The organism is Micromonospora sp. NPDC048843, from assembly GCF_040649965.1.
GTDB lineage: Bacteria > Actinomycetota > Actinomycetes > Mycobacteriales > Micromonosporaceae > Micromonospora > Micromonospora hortensis.
In genome coordinates this window covers 1-21,875 of record NZ_JBEZGJ010000095.1, presented here as the reverse complement: position 1 = coordinate 21,875, position 21,875 = coordinate 1, and the positions used below count along the sequence as shown (strand labels likewise).

20 protein-coding genes are annotated in these 21,875 nt (G+C 70.6%); 6 read left to right on the top strand and 14 right to left on the bottom strand.

The window, feature by feature from the left end:
- Positions 1-42: 42 nt before the first annotated feature.
- The 11 genes from AB0C20_RS21715 to AB0C20_RS21665 all read right to left on the bottom strand — a co-directional run bounded on the left by AB0C20_RS21715 (position 43) and on the right by AB0C20_RS21665 (position 13,227).
- Entirely contained in the window at positions 43-906 is an 864-nt protein-coding gene (locus AB0C20_RS21715) for a TylF/MycF/NovP-related O-methyltransferase (protein WP_357180360.1), read from the bottom strand.
- 86 nt (positions 907-992) lie between these two features.
- A complete protein-coding gene (locus AB0C20_RS21710) occupies positions 993-3,017 on the bottom strand; it encodes a hypothetical protein (RefSeq protein WP_357180363.1) in 2,025 nt (674 codons plus the stop codon).
- Positions 3,017-4,216 (bottom strand): glycosyltransferase, encoded by a 1,200-nt coding sequence (locus AB0C20_RS21705; RefSeq protein WP_357180366.1) that lies wholly within the window; start codon positions 4,214-4,216, stop codon positions 3,017-3,019. The genes AB0C20_RS21710 and AB0C20_RS21705 overlap by 1 nt, the downstream gene beginning before the upstream one ends.
- Positions 4,216-5,163, bottom strand: a complete 948-nt coding sequence (locus tag AB0C20_RS21700; RefSeq protein WP_357180370.1) for a glycosyltransferase family 2 protein — start codon at positions 5,161-5,163, stop codon at positions 4,216-4,218. Before AB0C20_RS21700 ends, AB0C20_RS21705 begins: the two co-directional genes overlap by 1 nt.
- A complete protein-coding gene (locus AB0C20_RS21695; RefSeq protein WP_357180372.1) occupies positions 5,160-6,476 on the bottom strand; it encodes an O-antigen ligase family protein in 1,317 nt (438 codons plus the stop codon). The genes AB0C20_RS21700 and AB0C20_RS21695 overlap by 4 nt, the downstream gene beginning before the upstream one ends.
- The gene (locus tag AB0C20_RS21690) at positions 6,473-7,636 is read right to left on the bottom strand and encodes a glycosyltransferase (protein ID WP_357180375.1); all 1,164 of its coding nucleotides are present in this window, start codon (positions 7,634-7,636) and stop codon (positions 6,473-6,475) included. Before AB0C20_RS21690 ends, AB0C20_RS21695 begins: the two co-directional genes overlap by 4 nt.
- The gene (locus AB0C20_RS21685; RefSeq protein ID WP_357180378.1) at positions 7,629-8,936 is read right to left on the bottom strand and encodes a glycosyltransferase family 2 protein; all 1,308 of its coding nucleotides are present in this window, start codon (positions 8,934-8,936) and stop codon (positions 7,629-7,631) included. Before AB0C20_RS21685 ends, AB0C20_RS21690 begins: the two co-directional genes overlap by 8 nt.
- Positions 8,936-9,787: a class I SAM-dependent methyltransferase gene (locus AB0C20_RS21680; protein WP_357180381.1), complete on the bottom strand. Its 852-nt coding sequence runs from the start codon at positions 9,785-9,787 to the stop codon at positions 8,936-8,938. The genes AB0C20_RS21685 and AB0C20_RS21680 overlap by 1 nt, the downstream gene beginning before the upstream one ends.
- Complete coding sequence (locus AB0C20_RS21675) at positions 9,787-10,635, bottom strand: class I SAM-dependent methyltransferase (protein ID WP_357180384.1); 849 nt, start codon at positions 10,633-10,635, stop codon at positions 9,787-9,789. Before AB0C20_RS21675 ends, AB0C20_RS21680 begins: the two co-directional genes overlap by 1 nt.
- A complete protein-coding gene (locus tag AB0C20_RS21670; RefSeq protein WP_357180387.1) occupies positions 10,632-12,197 on the bottom strand; it encodes an oligosaccharide flippase family protein in 1,566 nt (521 codons plus the stop codon). Before AB0C20_RS21670 ends, AB0C20_RS21675 begins: the two co-directional genes overlap by 4 nt.
- Positions 12,190-13,227 carry a sugar transferase gene (locus AB0C20_RS21665; RefSeq protein WP_357568607.1) on the bottom strand — a complete coding sequence of 346 codons (1,038 nt, stop codon included), beginning with the start codon at positions 13,225-13,227 and terminating at the stop codon, positions 12,190-12,192. The genes AB0C20_RS21670 and AB0C20_RS21665 overlap by 8 nt, the downstream gene beginning before the upstream one ends.
- Before the next feature lie 292 nt (positions 13,228-13,519).
- Between AB0C20_RS21665 and AB0C20_RS21660 the strand changes: the two genes are divergently transcribed.
- Both AB0C20_RS21660 and AB0C20_RS21655 read left to right on the top strand, forming a co-directional pair.
- Positions 13,520-14,572 (top strand): GDP-mannose 4,6-dehydratase, encoded by a 1,053-nt coding sequence (locus AB0C20_RS21660; RefSeq protein ID WP_357180392.1) that lies wholly within the window; start codon positions 13,520-13,522, stop codon positions 14,570-14,572.
- 124 nt (positions 14,573-14,696) lie between these two features.
- Complete coding sequence (locus AB0C20_RS21655; protein WP_357568606.1) at positions 14,697-17,084, top strand: discoidin domain-containing protein; 2,388 nt, start codon at positions 14,697-14,699, stop codon at positions 17,082-17,084.
- A 128-nt stretch (positions 17,085-17,212) separates the two neighbouring features.
- Here the strand turns inward: AB0C20_RS21655 and AB0C20_RS21650 are convergent, their stop codons facing one another.
- Together AB0C20_RS21650 and AB0C20_RS21645 are read right to left on the bottom strand one after the other, a co-directional pair.
- Positions 17,213-17,653 (bottom strand): hypothetical protein, encoded by a 441-nt coding sequence (locus AB0C20_RS21650; protein ID WP_357568605.1) that lies wholly within the window; start codon positions 17,651-17,653, stop codon positions 17,213-17,215.
- Between the two features lie 269 nt (positions 17,654-17,922).
- Positions 17,923-18,618, bottom strand: a complete 696-nt coding sequence (locus tag AB0C20_RS21645) for a VOC family protein (RefSeq protein WP_357568604.1) — start codon at positions 18,616-18,618, stop codon at positions 17,923-17,925.
- Between the two features lie 178 nt (positions 18,619-18,796).
- Here AB0C20_RS21645 and AB0C20_RS21640 point away from each other — a divergent pair, with 178 nt between their 5' ends.
- Positions 18,797-19,021 (top strand): hypothetical protein, encoded by a 225-nt coding sequence (locus tag AB0C20_RS21640; RefSeq protein WP_357568603.1) that lies wholly within the window; start codon positions 18,797-18,799, stop codon positions 19,019-19,021.
- A 65-nt stretch (positions 19,022-19,086) separates the two neighbouring features.
- Here the strand turns inward: AB0C20_RS21640 and AB0C20_RS21635 are convergent, their stop codons facing one another.
- Complete coding sequence (locus AB0C20_RS21635; RefSeq protein ID WP_357568602.1) at positions 19,087-19,596, bottom strand: NUDIX hydrolase; 510 nt, start codon at positions 19,594-19,596, stop codon at positions 19,087-19,089.
- Positions 19,597-19,977: 381 nt separating this feature from the next.
- Here AB0C20_RS21635 and AB0C20_RS21630 point away from each other — a divergent pair, with 381 nt between their 5' ends.
- The 3 genes from AB0C20_RS21630 to AB0C20_RS21620 form a co-directional block, all read left to right on the top strand.
- Positions 19,978-21,297 (top strand): helix-turn-helix transcriptional regulator, encoded by a 1,320-nt coding sequence (locus AB0C20_RS21630; RefSeq protein ID WP_357568601.1) that lies wholly within the window; start codon positions 19,978-19,980, stop codon positions 21,295-21,297.
- 141 nt (positions 21,298-21,438) lie between these two features.
- The gene (locus AB0C20_RS21625; RefSeq protein ID WP_357568600.1) at positions 21,439-21,618 is read left to right on the top strand and encodes a hypothetical protein; all 180 of its coding nucleotides are present in this window, start codon (positions 21,439-21,441) and stop codon (positions 21,616-21,618) included.
- A gap of 46 nt (positions 21,619-21,664) precedes the next feature.
- Positions 21,665-21,875: helix-turn-helix transcriptional regulator (locus tag AB0C20_RS21620; protein ID WP_357568611.1), on the top strand; the 211-nt coding region annotated here is incomplete at its 3' end.

Below are 21,875 nucleotides of genomic sequence, written 5' to 3'. Positions count from 1 at the left end.
GGTCCCTGGGACCTTCCACCCGCCGAGTCTGTCGGCCCAGGTCTAGCGCGACCGCCGCCAGTAGCGGCAGGTCCAGTCCACCTGGTGCAGTTCGTCCTCGATGCCGTGCTCGGCGCGGAAGTCGTCGACGGCCTGCTTGCAGCCGCGTACCGCGTGGTAGTCGTCGATGATCACGTAGCCTCCGACGGAGAGCTTCGGGTAGAGCGAGCGCAGCGCCACCATCGTCGAGTCGTAGAGGTCCCCGTCGAGACGCATTACCGAGATCTGCTCCACCGGCGCGGTCGGCAGGGTGTCGGAGAACCAGCCCTTGAGGAACCGGACCTGGTCGTCGAGCAGCCCGTACCGCTCGAAGTTCGCCTTCACCTGCTCCAACGACACCGCCAGGAAGGGCACCTGCCAGAGCGCGTCCTCGACGTCCTCGACCCGGTGGGCAGCCGGCTTCGGCAGACCGCGGAACGAGTCCGCGACCCACACCGTCCGGTCCCGGTCGCCGTAGGCGCGCAGCATCCCGCGCATGAAGATGACCGCACCGCCCCGCCACACACCGGTCTCGATCAGGTCGCCGGGCACGCGCCGCTCCAACACGTCCTTGACGCATCGCTCCAGGTTGTCCAACCGCCGCAGCCCGATCATGGTCTCGGCCTCCGGCGGCCAGTCCCGGCCGGTGGCCCGCGCCTCCGCGTCGAAGGGGAACTGGAGCACCAGCTCCAGGCCCTTACGTTGCAGCAGGTGCCGGCCGCGCTGGAGGATCCGGCCGTGCAGGGACCCCTGACGTGGGTGGTAGGGCATCCACGTCTCGCGGAAGACGTAGCGGGTCAGCGCCTTCTTGAGCAGATCGCAGTAGAGGGCGCGGGGATCGTCCAGCGACGGCTCGGACGCCTGTGTGGGTATCAACATCTCACTCATCGGCCTATCTCCTTGTCAGTGTCGTTTGAAGCCAGCTGGGCGGGCCGCCTGTCGTTGGCGGGCCGCCGACCGTCGCTCGTCCGTCGTCAGCCCCGCCGATCGGCGTCGCCGACGGCTACCGCCCGTCGCAGCACGATGGGCCCGGTGGAGGGTTGTTCCGCACTTGGCAGCCCGGCGGCCAGCAACTCCTGCCCGAAGACCGGCCAGCGTTCCGTCAGGTTGGCCACCGGGGTGTCCGGGGAAGGCTCCGGCGGCGCGGCCTCCGCCACCGGCGACCGCCAGACCGTCTCGGGCCGGGCCAACGGTCGGCCCAGAACACCCGCTACGGCGGGACCGCCGCCCCAGGCCGGAGCCGCGGGCTCCGGTTGGGCGGGGGGCGTCGGCACCTGCTCGGGCCGTTCCGGGACATCCGTCACCACCGGATTCGGCTGGGTGACGGCATCCTCGATCCGGGTCGGCTCTGCCGGCGCCTCCGAGGGCGCCCCCGTGCCGTACGTGGTGCGCCCGGCCGTCGTGCTCTCGACCGGCTGACGCTCGGCCGTCGCGCTCTCGGCCGTCGCACTGCCGACCGTCCGGCGGTCGACGGGCTTGCGGTCGACAGTCGTGCCCTCGACAGTCCGACCCTCTACGGTCCTGCCGGTCGGGGCCGACTCACCCGAGCTCTGCCGGCGGTGCCGTCCGGGCGGTCCGGACTTGTCCTCGACGAGGGCGCTGACCAGCTCACGAATGACAGCACCCTGGGCGCCCGCCTTCGTCGCCGGCAGTGCCAGGGCATCCTGGGCCGCGCCCGGCACCAGGGCCGGTTGCTCGCTGCTCGGCCGGTGATCGGTGCGGGACACCGCCCCGATCACCACGACACCGGCCAGCGGAAGCCCGAGCTGTTGCACGAGCCGAGCCGCCCGGGTGCTGTCGTCAAGGTTCGTCCGGCCGGCGCGGACGACCAGCAGGACGCCGTCGGCGTGCTGGGCGAACGCCGAGATCTCCCGTCCGGCCAGGATCGGCGGCGCGTGGACGATCACACAGTCCTCGTCCTCGCCCAGCGCGTTGAGCAGCCCGCCCAGCTCGTGCAGGGCCTCCGTGTCGGCGCCCTCGCGAGGCTCGGCCGGCAGCACGGTCAGGGTGGGGAAATCGACCAGGCGCACCGGAGGGCACTTCTGGGCCAGCACCTGCTGCCAGGTGTGCGGCGCCTCCGGGAAGTGGCCCGACAGCACCGGGTCCCGTACCGCCCCGTCCACCAGCGTGGCCCGACAGTGTTCGTCGGCCATGCCGAGACCGAGCAGGGCGGTCACCAACGCCTTGCCGTCGTCGTCGTGTGCGCTGGTGACCAGGATTCGCCGACGGGGCAGGGGAGCGGTGAGCACGCTGAGCGTCGAGATCGTGGCACGTACCGCGTCGGCGACGTTGGTGCGGGCGTACAGCGCGGCGGCGTGATGGCGGGCGAAGCGGCGCGGCAGCTTCGGCAGCACCCCGATCACCGGCAGACCCAGGCGCGCCTCGATCTGGCCGATGTCGCGCAGCCGGCTGTCGAACCGGTCGCGCAGGATGGTCGCGCCCCAACCGGCCAGCAGCCCGGCCAGGGCCCCGAGTACGCCGTTGAGCAGCGGCTTCGGGAAGGCCGGCCGGGCCGGCGGGCTGGCGGTGTCGAGAACCCGCGCGTTGATGCTCGTGGAACCGCCCATGTCCAGCCGGCCCAGCTGCTGACTGACGGCGCGGGAGGCGGCGTTCGCGATAGCGGCGGCCTGCGTACCGGTGCCGGCGCTCGCGTGCACTGTGATGATCTGGAGACCGAGTTCGTACTCGCCGCTGACGTGGCCGAGCACCGCCCGCTCGGGCAGTTGCAGCGAACGCGCCGCTTCCAGCGCGACCTCCCGGGACCCGACCAGTCGGGCGATGGTGGGCGTGAGGTTCTGCGCGAGGGCCAGATCCACCGGCCGGTCCTCGTCGGTCTGCTCCGCGCTGACCAGCACGGAGGCCTCCGCCTCGTAGCGCGCCGGAAGGAGCTGGGTCACTCCCTGCGCGGCGGCCAGGCCGGCGCACAGACCGAGCAGCGGTACGCCCACCCGGCGCCAGGAGGCACCGAGCAGACCTTTGACATCTATCGACGCGCTCATCAGGCGATCGCCTCTCTGGTTGAATGCCCGGCCTCGGCGGGCGATGTGCGGAGGGACCGGGCCGGGGACCGCAGTCCGCGCCAGGTCGTGCAGAGGGTCTCGGCGATCCGGTCCCAGCCGAACTCGGCGCCGGCGCGGGCCAACCCTCTGTTGGCCAACTGCCCGGCGAGCGCCGGGTCGTCGCGCAGCCGCGCGAGGCGGGCGGCGAGCGCTGTGACGTCGCCGGCTGGAAAGACGAGACCGGCGTCGCCCACCACGTAGGGGATCTCGCCGACGTCGCTGCCCACGACGGGTACGCCACACGCCATCGCCTCGACCAGCACCCGGCCGAACTGCTCGCGCAGCGGGATGCCGATCCACGGCAGGGTGTTGCGCTGCACCACCTCGACCGACGGCATCGCCAACACGTCCATGTCGTTCAGCAGCGTGGGCAGCTCGGCGTGCCCGGCCCAGCCGTGCCAATGCACCCGGCCCGGTCGGCGCGCGGCGGCCCGCTCGATCTCGGCGCCGAGGCTGCCGTCCCCGACCAGCGACACGTCGCAGTCGATCAGCTCGGCGGCGCGCAGCAGGTCGAGCACGCCCTTGTGCGGCTCGAACCGCCCGACGAACCCGACAGTGAACGGGCGCGCGGCCGGATCGGTGGGAAGTGGCCGGAACATCCGGGTGTCCACGCCGAGCGGCACGATAGTCGCCGGGCCCCGGTAACCCTTGATCCGCAGCACGTTCAGCGCCGCTGGTGTGATCGGGAAGGCGTGGTCGACGGACAGGTAGGACTGCCGCTCGATCCGGGGGAACGGCACCGGAAAGCGGGTGACCACGTTCTGCGCGGCGTACAACGTGGTGGGCACCCCGGCCCAGCAGCGTTGACGCAGCCGCAGCGCCTGCCAAGTGGTGAGGTACGCGGCCTCGCCGATGACGTGCAGGATGTCCGGGCGGGCGGTGGTCACGTCGTGCTGGCCGGGCAGTCGAAACAGCACCGAGGCCATGTGACCGGTCAACGACTCGCCGAGCAGGTGCGGCACGACGTGGTACCGCAGCCGGTGGTGTCGACGGGCCAGCCGGGCCAGTTCGACTCGGGTCGCCGGGGACACGTCCGCGGCGAGCACGGTGAGGGTGATGTCCGGCTGTTCGCACAAAGCGTCGAACAGGTCCGTCCAGTGTTCGGTGCGCTTGCCGACGACAGTTGTCAGGACGTGCATCACGCTCCTCCTCTCGTTTCAGGTCGGGTGACCGCGATTCGGCCGACGCGGGTCCAGGCCCGCAGTCGGGCCGTCCCGGCCCGGGGTTGCACTGGCATCCGCGCCCCGGCCAGTCCGATACCGATCAGTGCGCGCAGGAGCACCACGCCGCGTACCGCGCGCAGGGTGCCGGCGCGGTGACGGGCGAAGAACCGCAGCATGCTGCGGTACAGGTGGGGCCAGATCCAGGCCGGGTCGGAGCTGCTCGCCCCGCCGGTGTGCACGGCGGTCACCGAGGGCACGTACAGCACCTCGGCGCCGCGCCGGGCCGCCTGGAGGCACAGCTCCTCGTCCTCGTAGTACAGGAAGTAGCCCTCGTCGAGGCCGCCGATCGCCACGAACAGCTCGCGCCGCACCGCCAGGCAGGCGCCGGAGAGCCAGTCCACTGCCACCGGCTGCGCCCCGCGCACACAGGCGTCGTACGCCGCCCGGCGCTGCCGACCGCTGAGCAGCCGCCGTAGCGACACCGGCACCAGCGACCCACCGAACCGGCTGGCCAGCACCGTGCCGAGGGATTCGAACCGGTGGGCGCTGATCGCGACCCGGCCGTGCGCGTCGGTGAGCCGTGGCCCCGCGATGCCCACCGACGGTCGATCGCGCAGCACCTGGACCAGTTCCGCCACCGCGCCGGGGGTGACCACGCAGTCCGGGTTGACCAGGAGCACGACGTCGGTGTCGACCCCGGTCGCGGCCCGGTTCACGGCGGTGGCGAATCCGGTGTTGGTGGGGCTGGCGAGGACCGTCACCTCCGGGAAGTGGCTTCGGACGAGGTCGACGGTGCCGTCGGTGGAGGCGTTGTCCACCAACCGCACCGGCACGCGTGCCTGCCGCAGCGCGGTCAGGGCGGCGACGATCTGTCCCGCCGAGTTGTGGGTGACCACCACGGCGGTGGCGTCGGCCGCGCTCATGCCGCAACACCCGTTCGGGTCAGGGCGCCGCGCAGCAGCGGCGGCCGGGCGGGTCGCCGCAGCCGCGCCCCCTCGTGGTGTGCCGTGAGGAGGGTCAGCGCCGGGAGCAAGCCCAGCTCCCAGTGCCCGTCGGTCGGCGCCGCGAAAAGGGCGGCGGCCAGGAAACCGCAGGACAGCGCCGCGAACGGCAGCGTGATCCCGTCCCGGCTGTTCAGGCCGACGCGGATGCTGCGCAGGATCGGCCAGAGGACCAGCAGGAGGCCGACCAGCCCGAGGTTGGCAAGCACTGTGACGTAGAAGGCGTGGTACACCGGCCCGACGTCGGTGAAGGTGAAGCCGGACAGGTAGATGTCCGGCGTGGTCTGTCCGAGGCCGGCCCCGACCAGCGGCTGGTCGGCGAAGACGCCCAGGCCCACCTCGGACTCCACCCCCCGGTAACCGGCGGACTGCTGGAACCCCTTGGTGATCTCCGTGGCCCGCTCCCGTACCCCTGGTTGCAGGGCGAGGATCGCGGCCACAGCGACCGCCGCCGCGGCGGTGGCGGCCAGGCCGGTACGGACCGTGCGGCCGCCGCGGACCAGCATGATCAGCCCGGTCAGCGCCGCGGCGAGCCAGATCCCCCGGTACGACGCGAGGAGCACGTCGACGGCGAAGAACCCGCCGAGCAGGAGGGCGCCGGCCCGACGCCAACCCCGCACCCGACCGGCGATCCAGATCAGCGCGGGGATGGCCATGAGGGTGATGAGCCCGCCGTGCCGCCCCGGTGCCGCCACCGAGATGGCGGTGAAGACCCCCGCCAGCACCACGTACAGCATGCCGGCGGCCAGGATCCGACGGGGCGTGGTGAGGGTGTGGGTGGCGACGAAGAAGTACACCGGGATCGTGGCCACCTGGTACGCGGCGACGAGCACCTCCGCCGGGAGGTTGCCGACGGCCAGGCCGTAGGTGGCCGCCACGACTGTCAGCCCGACCAGAACCAGCATTCCCACGTCGGCGGCGGTGCGCCGGATGCCCCGCTCCGCCCCGAGCCAGTGACGGGCGGTCAGCGCGGCGCCGCCGGCGGCCAACAGCAGCACCTTCACCGCGATGTAGCCGCGAACGTCGCCGCCGCTGAGCAGGGCACCGACAACGGCGCCGCCGATGATGCCGACCGGCAGCACGGCCCAGGGCCAGAGCAGGAACGCGCCGAAACACAGCACTCCGATGGCGGCGGCCAGGCCGACCGGTCCGGGCAACAGGGTTACCACTGTCACCACGCCGCCCAGCGCGGCTCCGGCGAGCACCACACCGGGCGCGACGATCGGTACTCTCATCGCGGCAACCCCGCCAACAGGGAACGCAGCTGGACGCCCCGTGCCGACCAGCTGTTGCGGGTGGCGACCTCCCTGCGTCGGGCGGCGTCGTCGGGCGCGCCGGCTCGGTCCAGCGCGTCGGCCAGCGCTGCGGCGAAGCTCGCCGGGTCGGCCGCGAGGGCGATGGTGTCGCCCAGTGCCCGCAGCGCCGGCAGCGGCGTCGCGACGACGGGCTTGCCGAGCGCCAGGTATTCGTAGCACTTCTTCGGGTGCACGTAGTCGATCAGCCCGCCCACCCGGTAGGGGATGATCGTGACGTCGCAGGCCCGCAGGATGCCCGGCACGTCCGCGAAGCGGACGGCGTCGACGAGCACCACGTTGGACAGGCCGGCGAGCGGGGCACGGCCGGCCCGGGTGGACGGACCGATCAACACGAACGTCCACTCCGGGTGGGCACGCGCCACGGTGGCGACCAGGTCCGCGTCGAAGGCCCGGGTGTCGACGGCCCCGCTGTAGCCGATCAGTGGTCGGCGCAGGCTGAGCAGCCAGGGCGCGACCGGGCCGTCCGGCGAGAAGCGGTCCGGGTCGCATCCGTTGGCCAGCACCACGGGTGCCGGGTCGGAGGCGGGCATCCGGTCGGGTAGCGCGCTGGAGGAGGCGAGGACGAGGTCGGCGGCGCCGACGGCGGAGCGCAGCGCGCGGCGCAGGTGCCGACGGTTCCAGGGGCGGGTGAACGTCCAGTCCAGATCCGTGGCGTCGTAGACGACGGCGGACGCGCCCAGCCCGCCGGCGACCGGCGCGGCCAGGTCCTCGTCCAGCCACAGCAGTCGTACGGATGCCGCCCGCCGCTGGAACCAGCGGCGCAGCACCCGCGCGGCGAGCCAGCGGTTGACCCGGTTGACCGGGGGCAGGTGCCGGCCGAACGGCAGCAGCGTCGGCGCGGCGCACTGCCACAGACCGTCGGTCACCTGCCGAACCTGGACCCGCCAGCGCGGGAGGTGCCCGGCCGGGTCGACGAAGAGCACCCGGTGGTCGACGGTCAGCTCGCGGGCCAGCGCGTGTTGCCGGTGGGCGCCGTTCGCCCACGGTGTGCCGCTGAAGATGACCACCCAGTCGCGGTCGTCGGCGGGCGGCACGACCGCTGCGGTCGCCGGTTGCAGGGTGGTGGTGTGCTCAGCCACGGCCCGACCGTTCCATCGGACGTGGCGCTCCGGCGGGCAGCAACTCGTCCTCGCCGAGGCGGCCGAGCACCGGGCGGGCGCGCTCGTCGTCGAGTCGCAGCAGGCGGGCGCCGGCGTGCCGGTCCAGCCAGCCACGCAGCGCACCGGCCGCGATCCGCCGGTTGATCCAGTTGACCAGCGGCACCGCATTACCCAGCGGCAGCGCTGTCGGTGCGACGGCGTGCCAGGCCGCCGAGCCGATCGGGGTCACCTCGCAGCGCCAGCGTGGCCGGTGCCCCGGCGGGTCGACGAAGAGCAACCGTTGCCCGGGCACCAACTGCCCCAGCACCGTCGAATGCCCGTCGACGGACCATCGGGTCCGGCTGAACAGCACCACCCAGTCGCGGGTGTCACCGTCGGGCAGCGGGCCGACGTCGCCGCGCAGCGCGGCGAGCAGGTCGCCGAGGCCCAGCTGTACGGACCGTCCGAAGACCCGCTTGACCAGGTGATCGGCGATGAGCGCGGCCCGGAACACCGGCAACCGGTACCGGGGCTGGGTCAGTCGCAGATACCCGACCAGGCTGCCCAGCAGGTGTCGGAAGCGGATGGTCGGCCCGAGCAGCCGGCAGGACGCGCCCCGGCTGTGCGTCACCACGGCGTCCGGGAGCATCCACAGCTGGTGCCCGGCCTGGTCGAGCTGCCGCGCGAGGACCGCGTCGTTCCAGTAGACGGGGAACGCCTCGTCGAAGATGGTCTGCTGTCCGAGCACCGCGCGGCGCAGCAGCATGCAGCTGCCCGAGGCGAGTTGCCGGGGACGGCTGAAGTCCTCGCCACGCATCTGGAAACGGTGCAGCGCCTGGCGGAACCCGGGCAGTCGACGCAGCGCGGTCACCAGCGCGATGGTGGCGGTGAAGCTGGGCTGTTGGACGTAGTGCTGCTGGAAGGTGCCGTCCGGGTTGAGGTACAGCGGGCTGACCCCGGCCACGTCCGGCCGCTCCCGCAGGTGGTCGAGCATCCGCGACAGCGCGCCCGGGTGGAACCGGATGTCGCTGTTGAGCAGCAGGATCAGCTGCCCGTTCGCCCGGCGGTACGCCTGGTTCACGGCAGCGGCGAACCCGGTGTTGTGGTTGTTGCGGATCAGCCGGACCCGGGGTTGGGCGGCGAGCAGGTCGGCCGAGCCGTCGGACGAACCGTTGTCGACGGCCACCACCTCGTAGTCCAGGTCGGGGTCGACTGTCGACGCCAGCGACTCCAGGCACTGCCGGGTCTGCTCGCGGGTGTTCCAGCTGACAAGCAGCACCGACAGCAACGGGGCGCCCATCAGGACACCGCCCGGTCGTCGCGGCGGGCGAAGATCCGCAGCAGGTCGCCGAGTCGCGGGTGCGTCACCCGGGGCGAGCGGCTGGCGGCGACGTCGGCGACCAGCAGGTCGCGGGCGTTGCGCAGCCGTGCCGCCGGCTGCCAGTAGAACCGGGAGAAGACCGTGTCGTGGGAGATCACCCGGAACCCGGACTCCACAAGCATCCGGCTCAGCGTGTCCGGGGTGAAGTGCCAGCGGTGGTACGCGGGAGCGATGGCGGGCCAGTCGGTGCCGAGTCGGTTGGCGGCGGCGGAGGCGATGTTTGGTACTTCGAGGGCGAGCCATCCGCCGGGGGTGAGGGCGTTGTGCGCGGCGCGGAGGAAGGCGCGGGGGTCTTCGACGTGTTCGAGGACGTGGAAGGCGCAGACGACGTCGGCGGTGAGTGTGGGTGCGATGGTTTCGAAGTAGCCCTGGCGTACGGGCATGTGGAGGTGGTCGCGGGCGAAGGCGGCGGCGGCGTGGCTGACCTCGATGCCGCTGGCGGTGATCCCGGCCTGGTGGGCGGCTTCGAGGAAGTAACCTCCGGCGCAGCCGGCTTCCAGCAGGACTGTCGGGTGGACGCCGGACAGCAGCCAGCGCAACCGTCGGCTCGCCTCGAACCGGCGCTGACCGGCGGAGGCGAAGTAGTCCTGGTACCCGTCCGTCGTGTAGTAGGCCTCGTCGTACAGCTCCTCCGGGGCCGGGGCGGTGCCCGCGGTCCAGACGAAGCCGCAGTCCGGGCAGCTCCACAGCAGCTCGCCGAGGGTCGGCGAGTGCCCACCGGCGCGGCCGCAGAGCTGGCAGCGGACCAGCTCGATCCCATCGAGTTTCATCAGGTGCTCCGTCCGGTTCGTGGCGCCCGGGCGATCACCCGGAGTAGGTCGCCGAGGCGTGGGTGGGTCAGCCGCGGTGAGCGGAGCCCGAGCACGTCGGCGGGGAGTAGATGTCGTGCGTGCCGCAGTCGGTAGGCGAGCGGCATGTAGTAGCGGAAGACGGTGGTGTCCTGCCGGACCACCTCGAAGCCGAGGTCGGTCACCAGCCGGACCAGGGTGTCGGGGGTGAAGTGCCAGCGGTGGTAGCGCGGTTGCAGGCCCGGCCAGTCGGTGCCGAGTCGGTGGGCGGCGGCGGAGGCGATGTTGGGTACCTCGAGGGCGAGCCATCCGCCGGGGGTGAGGGCGTTGTGCGCGGCGTGCAGGAAGGCGCGGGGGTCTTCGACGTGTTCGAGGACGTGGAAGGCGCAGACGACGTCGGCGGTGAGTGTGGGTGCGATGGTTTCGAAGTAGCCCTGGCGTACGGGCATGTGGAGGTGGTCGCGGGCGAAGGCGGCGGCGGCGTGGCTGACCTCGATGCCACTGGCGGTGATCCCGGCGCGGTGGGCGGCTTCGAGGAAGTAGCCCCCGGCGGGACCGGCTTCGAGCAGCACTGTGGGGCGGACTGTGGAGAGCAGCCAGCGCAGCCGCCGCCGCGCCTCGAACCGGCGGGGCGCGGCCCGGAAGTAGTCGTCGTAGCCGCCCTCGGCGAAGTAGTCCTCGTCGTAGCGCCCGTCCTCGGTGGCCTGCTCCTGCGCGGTCCAGCTGAAGCCGCAGCCTTCGCAGCGGCGCAGCAGCCCACCGAGTTGGGGCAGGTGGGCCTGCCGTGGCCCACACAGCACGCACCGCGCGGTGCGGTGCTCGACGCTCATCGCGGACCGCCGGTGCTCGGCGACAGCACGGCAGTCGGCGCGCGCAGCAGCCGGTGCAGCCGCATCCGGTCGCTCGCGCCCAGGTGTCCGCCGACGATCAGCAGCGTGCCGGCGACGAGCACGGTCAGACCCGCCCGGGAGGACACCGCGAGGGCGGCGTCGAGGCGTCCCGACCCGTCCGGCAGGAACTGGCTGGCCGTCGCCGTGACCAACCCGGCCGCGACGGCGGCGGCCAGCGGCGGCCAGATCGCCCGCACCAGCGGGGCCAGCGGCCGAGCCGTTGCGGTGTGGAAGTAGACAAGGAAGTACCCGGTGCTGAGCACCACCGCCAGCGCCGTCGACAGCGGTACGCCGAGCGGCCCGCACAGCAGCAGCATCGGCACGGTGAGGATCAGGTTGAGGACGACGGAGAGCAGCACGTACCGCGTTTCCAACCCGGGCCTGCCCTCGGCGCGGGCGGCGATCGTCGCCGCCCCGGTGATCAGGTTGAGGGCGTACGCGGGCGCGAGGATCATGATGTTCGCCGCCGCCCAGGGGACCTGGTGGCCCAACCAGAGCCGGACCAGCGGATCGGCGCTGACCATCAGCGCGGCGGTGGCCGGGGCCAGGAACAGCGCGAGGTACCGGGTGGCGGTCAGGTAGAACCGGTCCAGCCAGCCGGTGCCCCGGGAGGCGGTGCGGGCGACCGCCGCGGGGAACAGCACGATGAGGGCGAAGCCCGGGGGCAGACGGAGCAGGTTGAGCAGGCGACTGCCCAGGTCGAAACCGCCGGCCACGGCGGGTCCGAAGGCGCCACCGAGGACGAGGCGGTCGAGTTCCACGTTGACCATGCCGGCACCACTGGAGACCTGCACCCGTACGCCGTAGCCGCCGATCCGGCGGATGTCGGCCAGGTCGGTTCGACCCCATCGCGGGGACAGGTCCGGGCACTGGCGGTGGGTCGTCGCGGCGAGCAGGACGGTGCGGATCACCCCGGTCGCGGCGGCCGAGGCGGCCAACGCCACCAGGCCGCCGCCGAGGCGTACCACCAGGATGGCGAGGGCGGCCGCGAGGATCGCTGTGCCGGCGCTGATCGCGGCGAGTGACCCGTACCGTTGGCCGCCTTCGAGCACGGCCCGCCACGGCAGCTCCACGGCGCCGGCCACGAGCCCGACGACCAGCCAGAGGGTGGCCTGCCACGCCTCGTCGGCCAGGTCACCGAGGCGCAGCAGCCCGACGAGCCACGGCCAGCCGGCTCCGAGCGCCCCGAGGGTGAGCAGGCCCAGCAGCACTGCCCAGCCCAGCCCCAGCCCGAGCAGCCGACGTACCAGATCCCGGTCGGCAGCGTTCTCGGCTCGGGCGACCTCGCGGACCAGTGCGGAGCCGAGTCCGAGGTCGATCAGGGCGGCCATCGCCAGCAGACCGGCGAGCACTACCCAGATCCCGAACTCTCGCGGCCCGAGCCGCTGGTAGATGACAGGTACCGAGACCAGCCCGGACACCGCCATGATCACCCGCGCGGCCAGCATGCTGGCCGTGTTGCGGGTGACCCGGGTTTCGACCGCGTGGGCCGCACTAGCCACGGGGGAACCCCCGGAACAGCTCGACCACTGTCAGCAGGAGCAGGGTGAGGTCGACACGCATGGAGCGGCAGTTGAGGTAGAGCAGGTCACACCGGAGCTTGTCCTCGACGGTGGCCGCGTATCCGCCGGTGAGCTGTGCGATGCCGGTCAGTCCGGGCCGGATCAGGTGCCGCAGGTCGTAGTCGGGCAGCCGGTCGAAGCCGGCGATGAACTCCGGTCGTTCCGGGCGGGGCCCGACGAGGCTCATCTCGCCGCGCAGCACGTTCCAGAGCTGGGGCAACTCGTCCAGCCGGGACCGTCGCAGCCAGCGCCCCAGTCGGGTGATCCGGACGTCGTCCGGCAGGGCCAGGACCGGGCCGGTGGTCTGCTCGGCGCCGACCCGCATGGTCCGGAACTTGACCACCCGGAACAGTCGGCCACCAGTGCCGACGCGTTGCTGGAGGTAGAACGGTGGGCCGGTGAACGACACCACTGCGGCGATCACCGCGATCAGCGGGATCACCACGACGGCACTGAGCAGGATCACGCTGAGGTCGAAGAACCGCTTGAGCCGCTCGCCACGGGGTCGGCGGGTGCCGCCCGATCCCAGCCGAATCCACGGCAGCCCACCGAAGCGCGCCATGGCCGGTGCCCGCAGCAGACCGTAGACGGGGCGGGCCAGCACCATGATCTCGACGCCGGCACTCAGGCAACTGGTGATGATGCGATCGTCGATGCTCTCCAGAGAGTGCTTGAGCAACAGGAGTCGAGGGCGGACGGTGGCCAGCACCCTGGCGAGCTCCTCGGCGCAGGCCGGCACCGGGAGTCGGACGGCCACGTCGAACTCCTCGTCGAGGCGGTCGGGCGTGGTGGTCGCGTCGTTCGCCTCGAGCACCACCACGCGGGCCCGCCGTCGGTGCTGGTCGGATCGGACCTGCTCCTGATGGGCGAACAACTCCTGAAGCTGGAGCGGGATCTCCGGACGTTCTCGCGGTTCGGACCACGGTGCCTCGGCGAGGTCGTGCGGGGCCGCGCTGTCGGTGCCTGGCATCGGAGCTGAGTCCGCGGTCACGGGTCCCGGGGTCTTTCTCAACGCGCCGACCTCCTCCTCCGTCAGGTGCTTCGAGGGCATGCGGACGAGCACCCCGGGAGTAAGTTACTAGTCACAAATGCCCCAATAGTCCCGGATAGGTAAAAACAGGACGTCTCGCTTTGAACGTCGCATATCAGCCCAGACCGTTGTGCGAAAAGCCCCTTTGGTGGGTATTTGGTGGGTTACGGTCGTGCCCGGTCGTCCGGTTGCCGCTGAGGGCCGACAACCCCGTCGTTCCAAGGAGTTCCACATGGACCAGCCAGTTGTTGCCGCCGGTGTCGACCCGCCGACGGACCTGATTCCCGGGCGCGTGCTGGTGACCGGAGGCGCCGGCTTCATCGGCAGCCACGTGGTCGCCCGGCTGATGCTGATGGGCAGCCAGGTCCGGGTGCTCGACAACTTCTCCACCGGCCGGATCGAGAACCTGGCCGACGCCGCGTACGGCGGACTGACCGAGGCCGACGTCGTCTCGGGTGACATCCGTACGCCGGAGGGCGTCGAGGTCATCCACCAGTGGCAGCCGGACGTGGTGGTGCACCTCGCCGCACAGCCGAGCGTTCCCGCGGCCCGCCGGTCACCCCTGTACGACGCCGACGTGAACGTGTTCGGCACCGTCAACGTGCTGGACGCCTGCGCTCGCGGAGGCGTACGGCTGGTGATCAACGCGGCCAGCAGCGCCATCTTCGGCAGCGTCCCCGCCCACGACCTGCCGGTCCGCGAGGACTACCCGATCGCCCCGGTGAGCCCGTACGGAGTCAGCAAGGCCGCCGGCGTGCACTACCTCGACTGGTACGGGCGTCAGCACGGCCTGCCGTACACCTCGATGGTGTTCGGCAACGTCTACGGGCCCCGGCAGGAGGGCAGCGACTGCGGCGTGGTGTCCCTGATGGCCGACGCGCTGCTCGGAGGCCGGCAGGTGGTGATCTACGACGACGGCACGCAGACCCGAGACTTCATCCACGTCAGCGACGTCGCCGAGGCGATCGCCGTCGCCTGTCACCACCCAGGGGTGGGTATGGTCAACATCGCCTCGGGCCGCCAGACGAGCGTCAACGAGGTGTACGACACCGTCCGGGAGGCGTCCGGTGTCGGCAACGCGGCCCGTTACGAGCCGCTGCCCTGGCCGGGGGAGGTGCGCAACATGGCGCTGGACACCAGGAAGGCGCGCGAGCTGCTCGGGTGGTACCCGAAGATCGGCTTCACCGAGGGCGTACGGATGACGGTGCGCGACGCCCGCCGCCGCCAGGCCGGCAGCCAGATCCTGTCCCCGGTGCGGGCGCTGGAGCGCGCCGTCAGCGGCTGAGGGCTCAGCGCGTAATTCCCGTCATCTGATCGGGATTTTCATTGATCAGTCTAACTCTTGCGGGTCGGCATCCACTGCTGCCACGATGGCCGTCAATGCCTTCCGTCCCGAAGGAGTGGTCGTCATGGCGGTCTCCCGCCGCAGGTTCGTCACATCGGTGCTGGCCGGGTCCGCCCTCGCCACCGCCTCCACCACCGAGCTGCTCACCAGCATGTCCAGCCCCGCGCAGGCCGCCAGTCCTCCCGGGGACGTGGTCGGCAAGGTGACGGTCGGCTACCAGGGCTGGTTCAGCGCACCCGGCGACGGGGCGCCGATCGGCGGATGGTGGCACTGGGGCCGCGACCGGTTCCAGCCGCCCTCACCCGCCAACACCACGATCGTGTCCTGGCCGGACATGCGCGAGTACACCCGCACCTATCCCACCGCGTACCCCAACCTGGGCAACGGCCAGCCGGCCACCCTCTTCTCCTCCTACGACCAGCAGACGGTGGACACCCACTTCCGCTGGATGCAGGAGAACGGCTGCGACACCGCCGCGCTGCAACGGTTCAACCCGATGGGCGACGAGGGCCCCACCCGCGACGCGATGACCCAGAAGGTCCGCTCCGCCGCCGAGCGGCACAACCGCAAGTTCTACATCATGTACGACGTCACCGACTGGCTGACCTTCCAATCGGAGATCAAGACCGACTGGACGACGAAGATGGCCGCGTACACCGCGTCCTCCGCGTACGCCCGACAGAACGGCAAACCGGTCGTCTGCATCTGGGGCTTCGGCTTCAGCGAGCCCAGTCGCCCCTTCACCCCGGGCCCCTGCCTGGAGGTCATCAACTGGTTCAAGGCCCAGGGCTGCTACGTCATCGGTGGCGTGCCGACCTGGTGGCGGCAGGGCATCGAGGACTCCCGCCCCGGCTTCCTCGACGTCTACCACGCGTTCCACGCGATCTCGCCCTGGATGGTCTACCGGGCCAGGACCGTGGAGGAGCTGGACTCGTACTACAACAACGTCAACGTCGGCGACATGGCCGACTGCGCGGCGCGCGGCATCGACTACCTGCCCTGCGTGATGCCGGGCGACCTCGCTGGGGGCCACCGCAAACACGGCGACTTCTACTGGCGGCACATCTACAACATGGTCCGGCTCGGCTCCCAGGGCCTGTACGTGTCCATGTTCGACGAATACAACGAGGGCAACCAGATCGCCAAGACGTCCGAGACCCAGGCCACCACCCCGGCCGGCGCGAACATCCGGGCCCTCGACGAGGACGGCGTGGCCTGCTCCTCCGACTACTACCTGCGGATCACCGCCGACGGCGGCCGGATGCTCAAGGGGCAACTCGCGCTCACCGCCGTACGCCCCACCCCACCGATGGTCGGCACCCCGCCACCGGTGACCGGGAACCTGGCCGCCGGTCGATCCACCTCGGCGAGCAGCCAGGGCGGCGGGTTCCCGGCGTCGAACGCGGTGGACTCGAACGCCGGCAGCTACTGGGAGAGCGGCGGCGGCTCCTTCCCGCACTGGTGGCAGGTCGACCTCGGCGCCAGCCACCAGGTCAACAAGCTCGTGGTGCGGCTGCCCGCCGGCTGGGGCGCGCGCACCCAGACCATCACCGTGCAGGGCAGCGTCGACGGCAACTCCTTCGCCACCATCGCCGGGGCCTCCGCGTTCACCTTCGACCCGGCCACCGGCAACACCGTCACCCGCACGCTGACCACCACCACGGCCCGCTACGTCCGCCTCAGCATCAGCGGCAACACCGGCTGGCCGGCCGCCCAACTCGCCCAGGTCGAGGTGTACGCCGGCACCACCGTCCCGGACAACCCGCCGAGCACCCCGAGCGGCCTCACCGTCACCGGCAAGACGTCGACGAGCGTGTCCCTGGCGTGGACGGCCTCCACCGACGACACCGGCGTGACAGGCTACCAGGTACGCCAGGGCGGCACCGTCGTCGCCACCGTCACGGGCACCACGGCGACGGTGAGCGGGCTCAGCCCGTCCACCGCGTACACCTTCACGGTCGTTGCGCGCGACGCCGCCGGGAACACCTCCGGCGCGTCCTCGGCGGTCACCGTCACCACGGACGCCGCGGCCAACGCCGACCTCGCCCGGGGTCGACCCACGTCGGAGAGCAGCCACGTCCAGAGCTACGGGTCGGGCAACGTGGTGGACGGTGACGCGAACAGCTACTGGGAGAGTGCGAACAGCGCGTTCCCGCAGTGGGTGCAGGTGGATCTGGGTTCCTCGCGCACTGTCGGGCGGGTGGTGCTGAAGCTGCCGCCGTCGTCGGCGTGGGCCAGCCGGACGCAGACCCTCGCCGTGCAGGGCAGCGCTGATGGGGCGAGCTTCGGGACGCTTCTTGGATCGGCGGGGCGGACCTTCAACCCGGCTACCGGTAACCAGGTGACGCTGACCTTCAGCGCTGCGCAGGCGCGCTACGTGCGGATCACCGTCACCGGCAACACCGGCTGGCCGGCGGGGCAACTGTCGACGCTGGAGGTCTACACCAGCTGACCGAGGCGTGGGCGGCCGCCGGGGGAGCGGCGGCCGCCCCACGCGTCGAGCGGACGCAAGCCGCGCCTTGCCAGATCCACGTCATCCCGCGCCTGCTGCTTACGGGCCCCGGCGTGCCTCGTTGATGGCTACGGAGCCGGACGGTTCACCGTAGGCAGCTCGGGCATCCGCAGGCCGCTGTCCGTCCGGTGTAGATAACCGTTCGCCGGAATCCCGATCGTCGAGCTTGGTTCGATGTAACGCTCGGTCCGAGGGAGAGGCACCTCGACAAGCTTGCCGTCGTACAGCATCCAGAGGCCGAAGCAGTCGTCCTCTTCGTCGTGGATCAGCACCTGCAGAGACTCTGGACGCGGCCAGGGAAGAGCTTGCAGGTGCTCCAGCAGTTCAGCCCAGTGGTGTCGCTGAATGAACTCGGCCGCCCAGCCACGGCCAAACGTACCTGGCCACTGGCCCTCGATCGGCACGAAGATGTTGTTCCACGGACGCGTGCCGTCGTTCTCGCGAGTTAGTGGGGCCATCACCTCATGGGCGTCGGCGGCGAGTACGACGATTTCCGCAAATCTGCTCACCGCAACATTCGATCTTGTAGGACAGCGTTGCCGCAACTGCTCTGCCTCCGGTCGGTGTGGCCCATGCCGGCTGAGCCGAGCAAGCCGGCGCGCCATCCACGTGTGCCCCGCACGGCCTCGTCCATCATGGGGTTGTGGTGGGTGCCAAATGCCCCTTAGGAGGTCAAAACCGGCACCATAACTCCATAATCGACAGAGCCTGTCCGCGATCTTGCGCCTTTCGACGACACGCCAACGGCCGCAACCTTTGACTGGCCGGTTAGCCCGGTCTAATAGTCATCTCGGCCCTGCCAGGTCGTCACACAAGCCTCGTTACCCTCAATATCGGCGAGAACCCAGAAGGCTGGAGCATGGGACGCTGATACAAGTCGGCCACCGGCCGTCAGCGCGGCTGCGATCCGCCGTGGTGCCTCGTCGTGCGGAACAGAGATGTCGAAGTGGATGCGATTCCGGTCCGGGCGCGGCTCACCCATCTGCTGAAACCACATCGCCGGACCCTGCCCGACCGGGTCGACGATTGGATCCTTGGGACCGTCGGCTCCCGCCTCATCCGTGTAGCCCAGCACGGCCTTCCAGAACGGCCGGACCGCTGCGATGTCGAGCGCGTCGACAGCGATCTCCACGAGCTGGACCGACCGCGGCGCCCCCGTGCCAATCTCAGGCTCCGTCCGTAGCCCGACGTTCCGCACGGCGGCGGAAAGCCGATGCGCAAGGTCGATATCGCAAGCGGTAAGCGCCGCCTGATCCAACGACTGCAGGGTCAAGACGACCCGGTCTGGCCGGATATCAGCGCGTAGGTGCCCATCGGCGTCGCCACCGCACGCCGCCACCACGCGCGCCGCCACCTCGGTTGCCTGAACCAATGAGCCGACGGGGACCGACGTGCGCAACGCGCCCAGCAAATAGCGCCAACCCTGGTCGCTGACCGCGTCCGAGGCCGCTCGCCGACTCAGCGTCTGTTCCATGTAGGCATCCTCACATGCGCCCTTAATGAGTTCTGCACGCTGGCATGGAACCAGCGAGCGTGCCCGGCGGCGAAGCTCGACCCGGGCGAACCGACCCGCGACACAGCTCTTGCGCGCAACTCGGCAAGATCACGGTTACAGCCTGAGCGTGCGGGCTCCGCCCGAAGGGAGCGTTCCGATGAGCCGCTATTCGATGGACGAGTGCGAGGCCTTCGTGGCCATGTCCCGGTTCGTGTGGCAGTTCGCGAACCGTGCCGGGGACGACCTGCTCACGCTTCTGGGAGACATCGGCATCGAGGCAGACGGCGGGACAGCGGACCCCGCCGCGTGGAACGACTGGTTGGCCTGCGTTCGCTCCGTAGTAGACGGCGCAGAAGACCCAGCCGGAGGCTCGGCCGGATAGAGACCACCCCAGCGGGCATCCGCTCCACCAGGAGAAGAGCTTCCGACGGCAGCCGCAGCGCCTGCTTAGTGTTCTGTCCTGTCAGCGGATGGCAGTGGGACGCCTGAGCCGCCAGCAAGATACACCGGTGCCTGGCCCTCACGAGCACTCATCGCCGTATGAACTCGTGTGGCGACGTTGTCGGGAAGACGCTGCTCGGCCTCTCGAGGCGAGAAGAAAGCGGCTTCCTCCAACTCTTGTCCCGGCAAAACGAGGCCATCGAGGTTGGCGATGGACCCGCAGTCGAACGTGAAGCTGACAATCGGTCGTGGCCGCTGCCCGGCGGGCGGTGCCCAGTCCACTACGAGCAGGTCACCCACCAACACAGAGATCCCCAACTCCTCTCGGATCTCACGGGCGCAGGCGTCATGTGGGTATTCGCCCTCGTCGACATAGCCGCCGGGGAAGGCCCAGTGGTCGCGGTACGTGGGTTTGACGAGCAGCACGTTGCCGGCCGGGTCAGTGATGAAGGCCGCCGCGGCCGCGTAGAAGGAAGCCAGATTGGCGTACCACGTGGCGGGCTCCGTCCAGGTCATCTCGGTGACGCTAGCCGGACGCTGACCGTCTCCGTGTAGGCCGAGGTCGACGGCACCGGATCGCGAATCTTGCAGTTGCTGTCGCGACGTAGGGGTTTAACACGCATTTCGGCGACGGAGATTGCAAGATCGGCGCAGACGGGACTCCTTCCCGCGTTCATCTACGCATGCCACCTGCCGGTACAGCTGTGATGATCGACTCGGGTTCTTGGAAGTCGGGGTGTCCTGGTCACTCAGACACCCCGATTTCACCGATCCCGTGTTGATCTGAATCGGAGGGCTGGCACCGGGCGTACGCACGGTTGTGATCGATGTACTGTCCGAAGTGGTGGTCGCCTGAGCGACCGTCACCGGTCGAAATGCCACTCCCCGGGAGCCGTGATGCCCGCGTCTGCCGCACTCTTCGCCGAACAGCTTCGGGCGCTGATGAGGAAGCGCGGAGTCAGCTATCGAACGCTCGCCGCGCAGACCTTCTACAGCAAGAGCTATCTTCACGATCTCGCGAGCGGTCGGAAACCGCCGACCCCGAAAACCGCCGAACGCCTAGACGCGGCGTTGGAGGCGGGTGGGAAGTTGGCTGTGCTCGCCGCTGAGCCGGGCACCGACGAGTCATGGGCGGTCGGTGGCGCAGCGCGGTGGTCGCGGCGCGATGCGGAGCGTCTGGCCGACCTGCTGACAGCGCAGGCCCCGGATCCGGACAACGCCGCCGCGCTGGCTCATCAGTGGCTAATAGCGGAGCCACCGCAGCGGTATGAGCTGAGCGCGGGCCGGCGGGTCGGCGTGAGCACGGTGACACGAATCGAGAGTCGAATTCGTCAACTTCGGCGGCTGGATGACCACGTCGGAGGCGCAGAGACGCATGCGCTGGTCGCCGCCGAGTTGGTCGCCACCGCCGAACTGCTTCGGGAGGGCAGCTACTCCGAGGCGGTCAACCGCAGGCTGCTCCACGTCGTCGCGGACCTGTGTCAGCTGGCCGGCTTCGTTGCCGAAGACTCCGGCAGGATCGCCGAGGCACGCCAGCATTACCTGTCCGGAATGCGAGCCGCGCATGCCGGTGAAGACACCGCCAGCGCAGCGAACTGCCTGAGCAGTCTGTCCTACCTTGAGGCGGGCGTCGGCGATCGGCGGGAGGCCGTCACCTTGGCCCGGTCGGCGTACGTCGGTGGCCGGCACGCAGCCGAGGCCACGGGTCAGGCTCTGCTGTTGGAACGGGTCGCCTGGGCGCACGCGCGCCTGGGTGAAGCGAGCCTTGCTGAAAGGGTGCTCGGACAGGTTCAAGAAATCTATCCGCGTTGCGATCTTGAGCAAGCCCCGTCCTGGGCGTACTGGCTGACCCAGGACGAGGTGGAGGTCATGGCGGGGCGAGTATGGACGGAGCTGCGTCGACCACTGCGGGCGGTGCCCATCCTGGAAAGCGCCATTGCTCGCTATGGCGACGACTCTCCCCGGGAAACGTCGCTGTACCTGAGCTGGCTCGCCGAAGCCCTCCTTCAGGCGGGAGAGTTCGAACAGGTGGCGGTAACAGCCGAACGATCTTTGAGTCTTGCTCGCCGGGCGCAGTCGCCGAGGGCGGTAGAGCGTGTCGCCGAGCTGCGTCGCATGGTGGCAGCCGCTGCGGGCGAGGCCGGTGCGGTGGCCGAGTTCCTGGAGCTGTCCGCTGACCTGTCCGCCGTAGGTGGCGGACACCCTGGCGGACAGTAGCGGACGCGATCCGTCTGGATTGTGCACTTTGACCGTCACAAGCTGTCACCTAGGCATTGCTGCGTCCTACATGGCGCGGCGAGCCGGGCGCGATGACTTCGGCTCCTCTCTGACGTCGCGCCCCGGCCTGAAAGGTGAGGGATGAGCAGCACCAAATCCAGCCAGGGTGACGAGCCAGAAAGTAAGGGCGAGCAGATGGAGGCGGCCGAGCGGGAGGCTGCCAAGCAGCGCCTCCTGGCCCAGGCCGAGGCGCAGCGCGTCCCCGTGGAGGACACGACCCGTGCGGTCCCGGACCGGCGGTGGCGGCGTGACCAACGATGACGTCCCGATCGGCCGACGGGTCGCCCGTTGGCGGGTGCGGCGGTCGATGACGCAGCAGATGCTCGCAGACCGGCTGCGGAGGTCGAAGAGTTGGGTGGACAAGGTGGAGCGGGGTGTGCGCGCCCTGGACCGGTACTCGGTGATCCAGGAGTTGGCTCACGTTCTGCGGGTCGACCCGGAGGTGCTGCTCGGCCAGCAGCGGCCAACGCCTGCCGGCACGCCGGACGGGGTGGACGACATCCGGGCCGCCCTCGCCC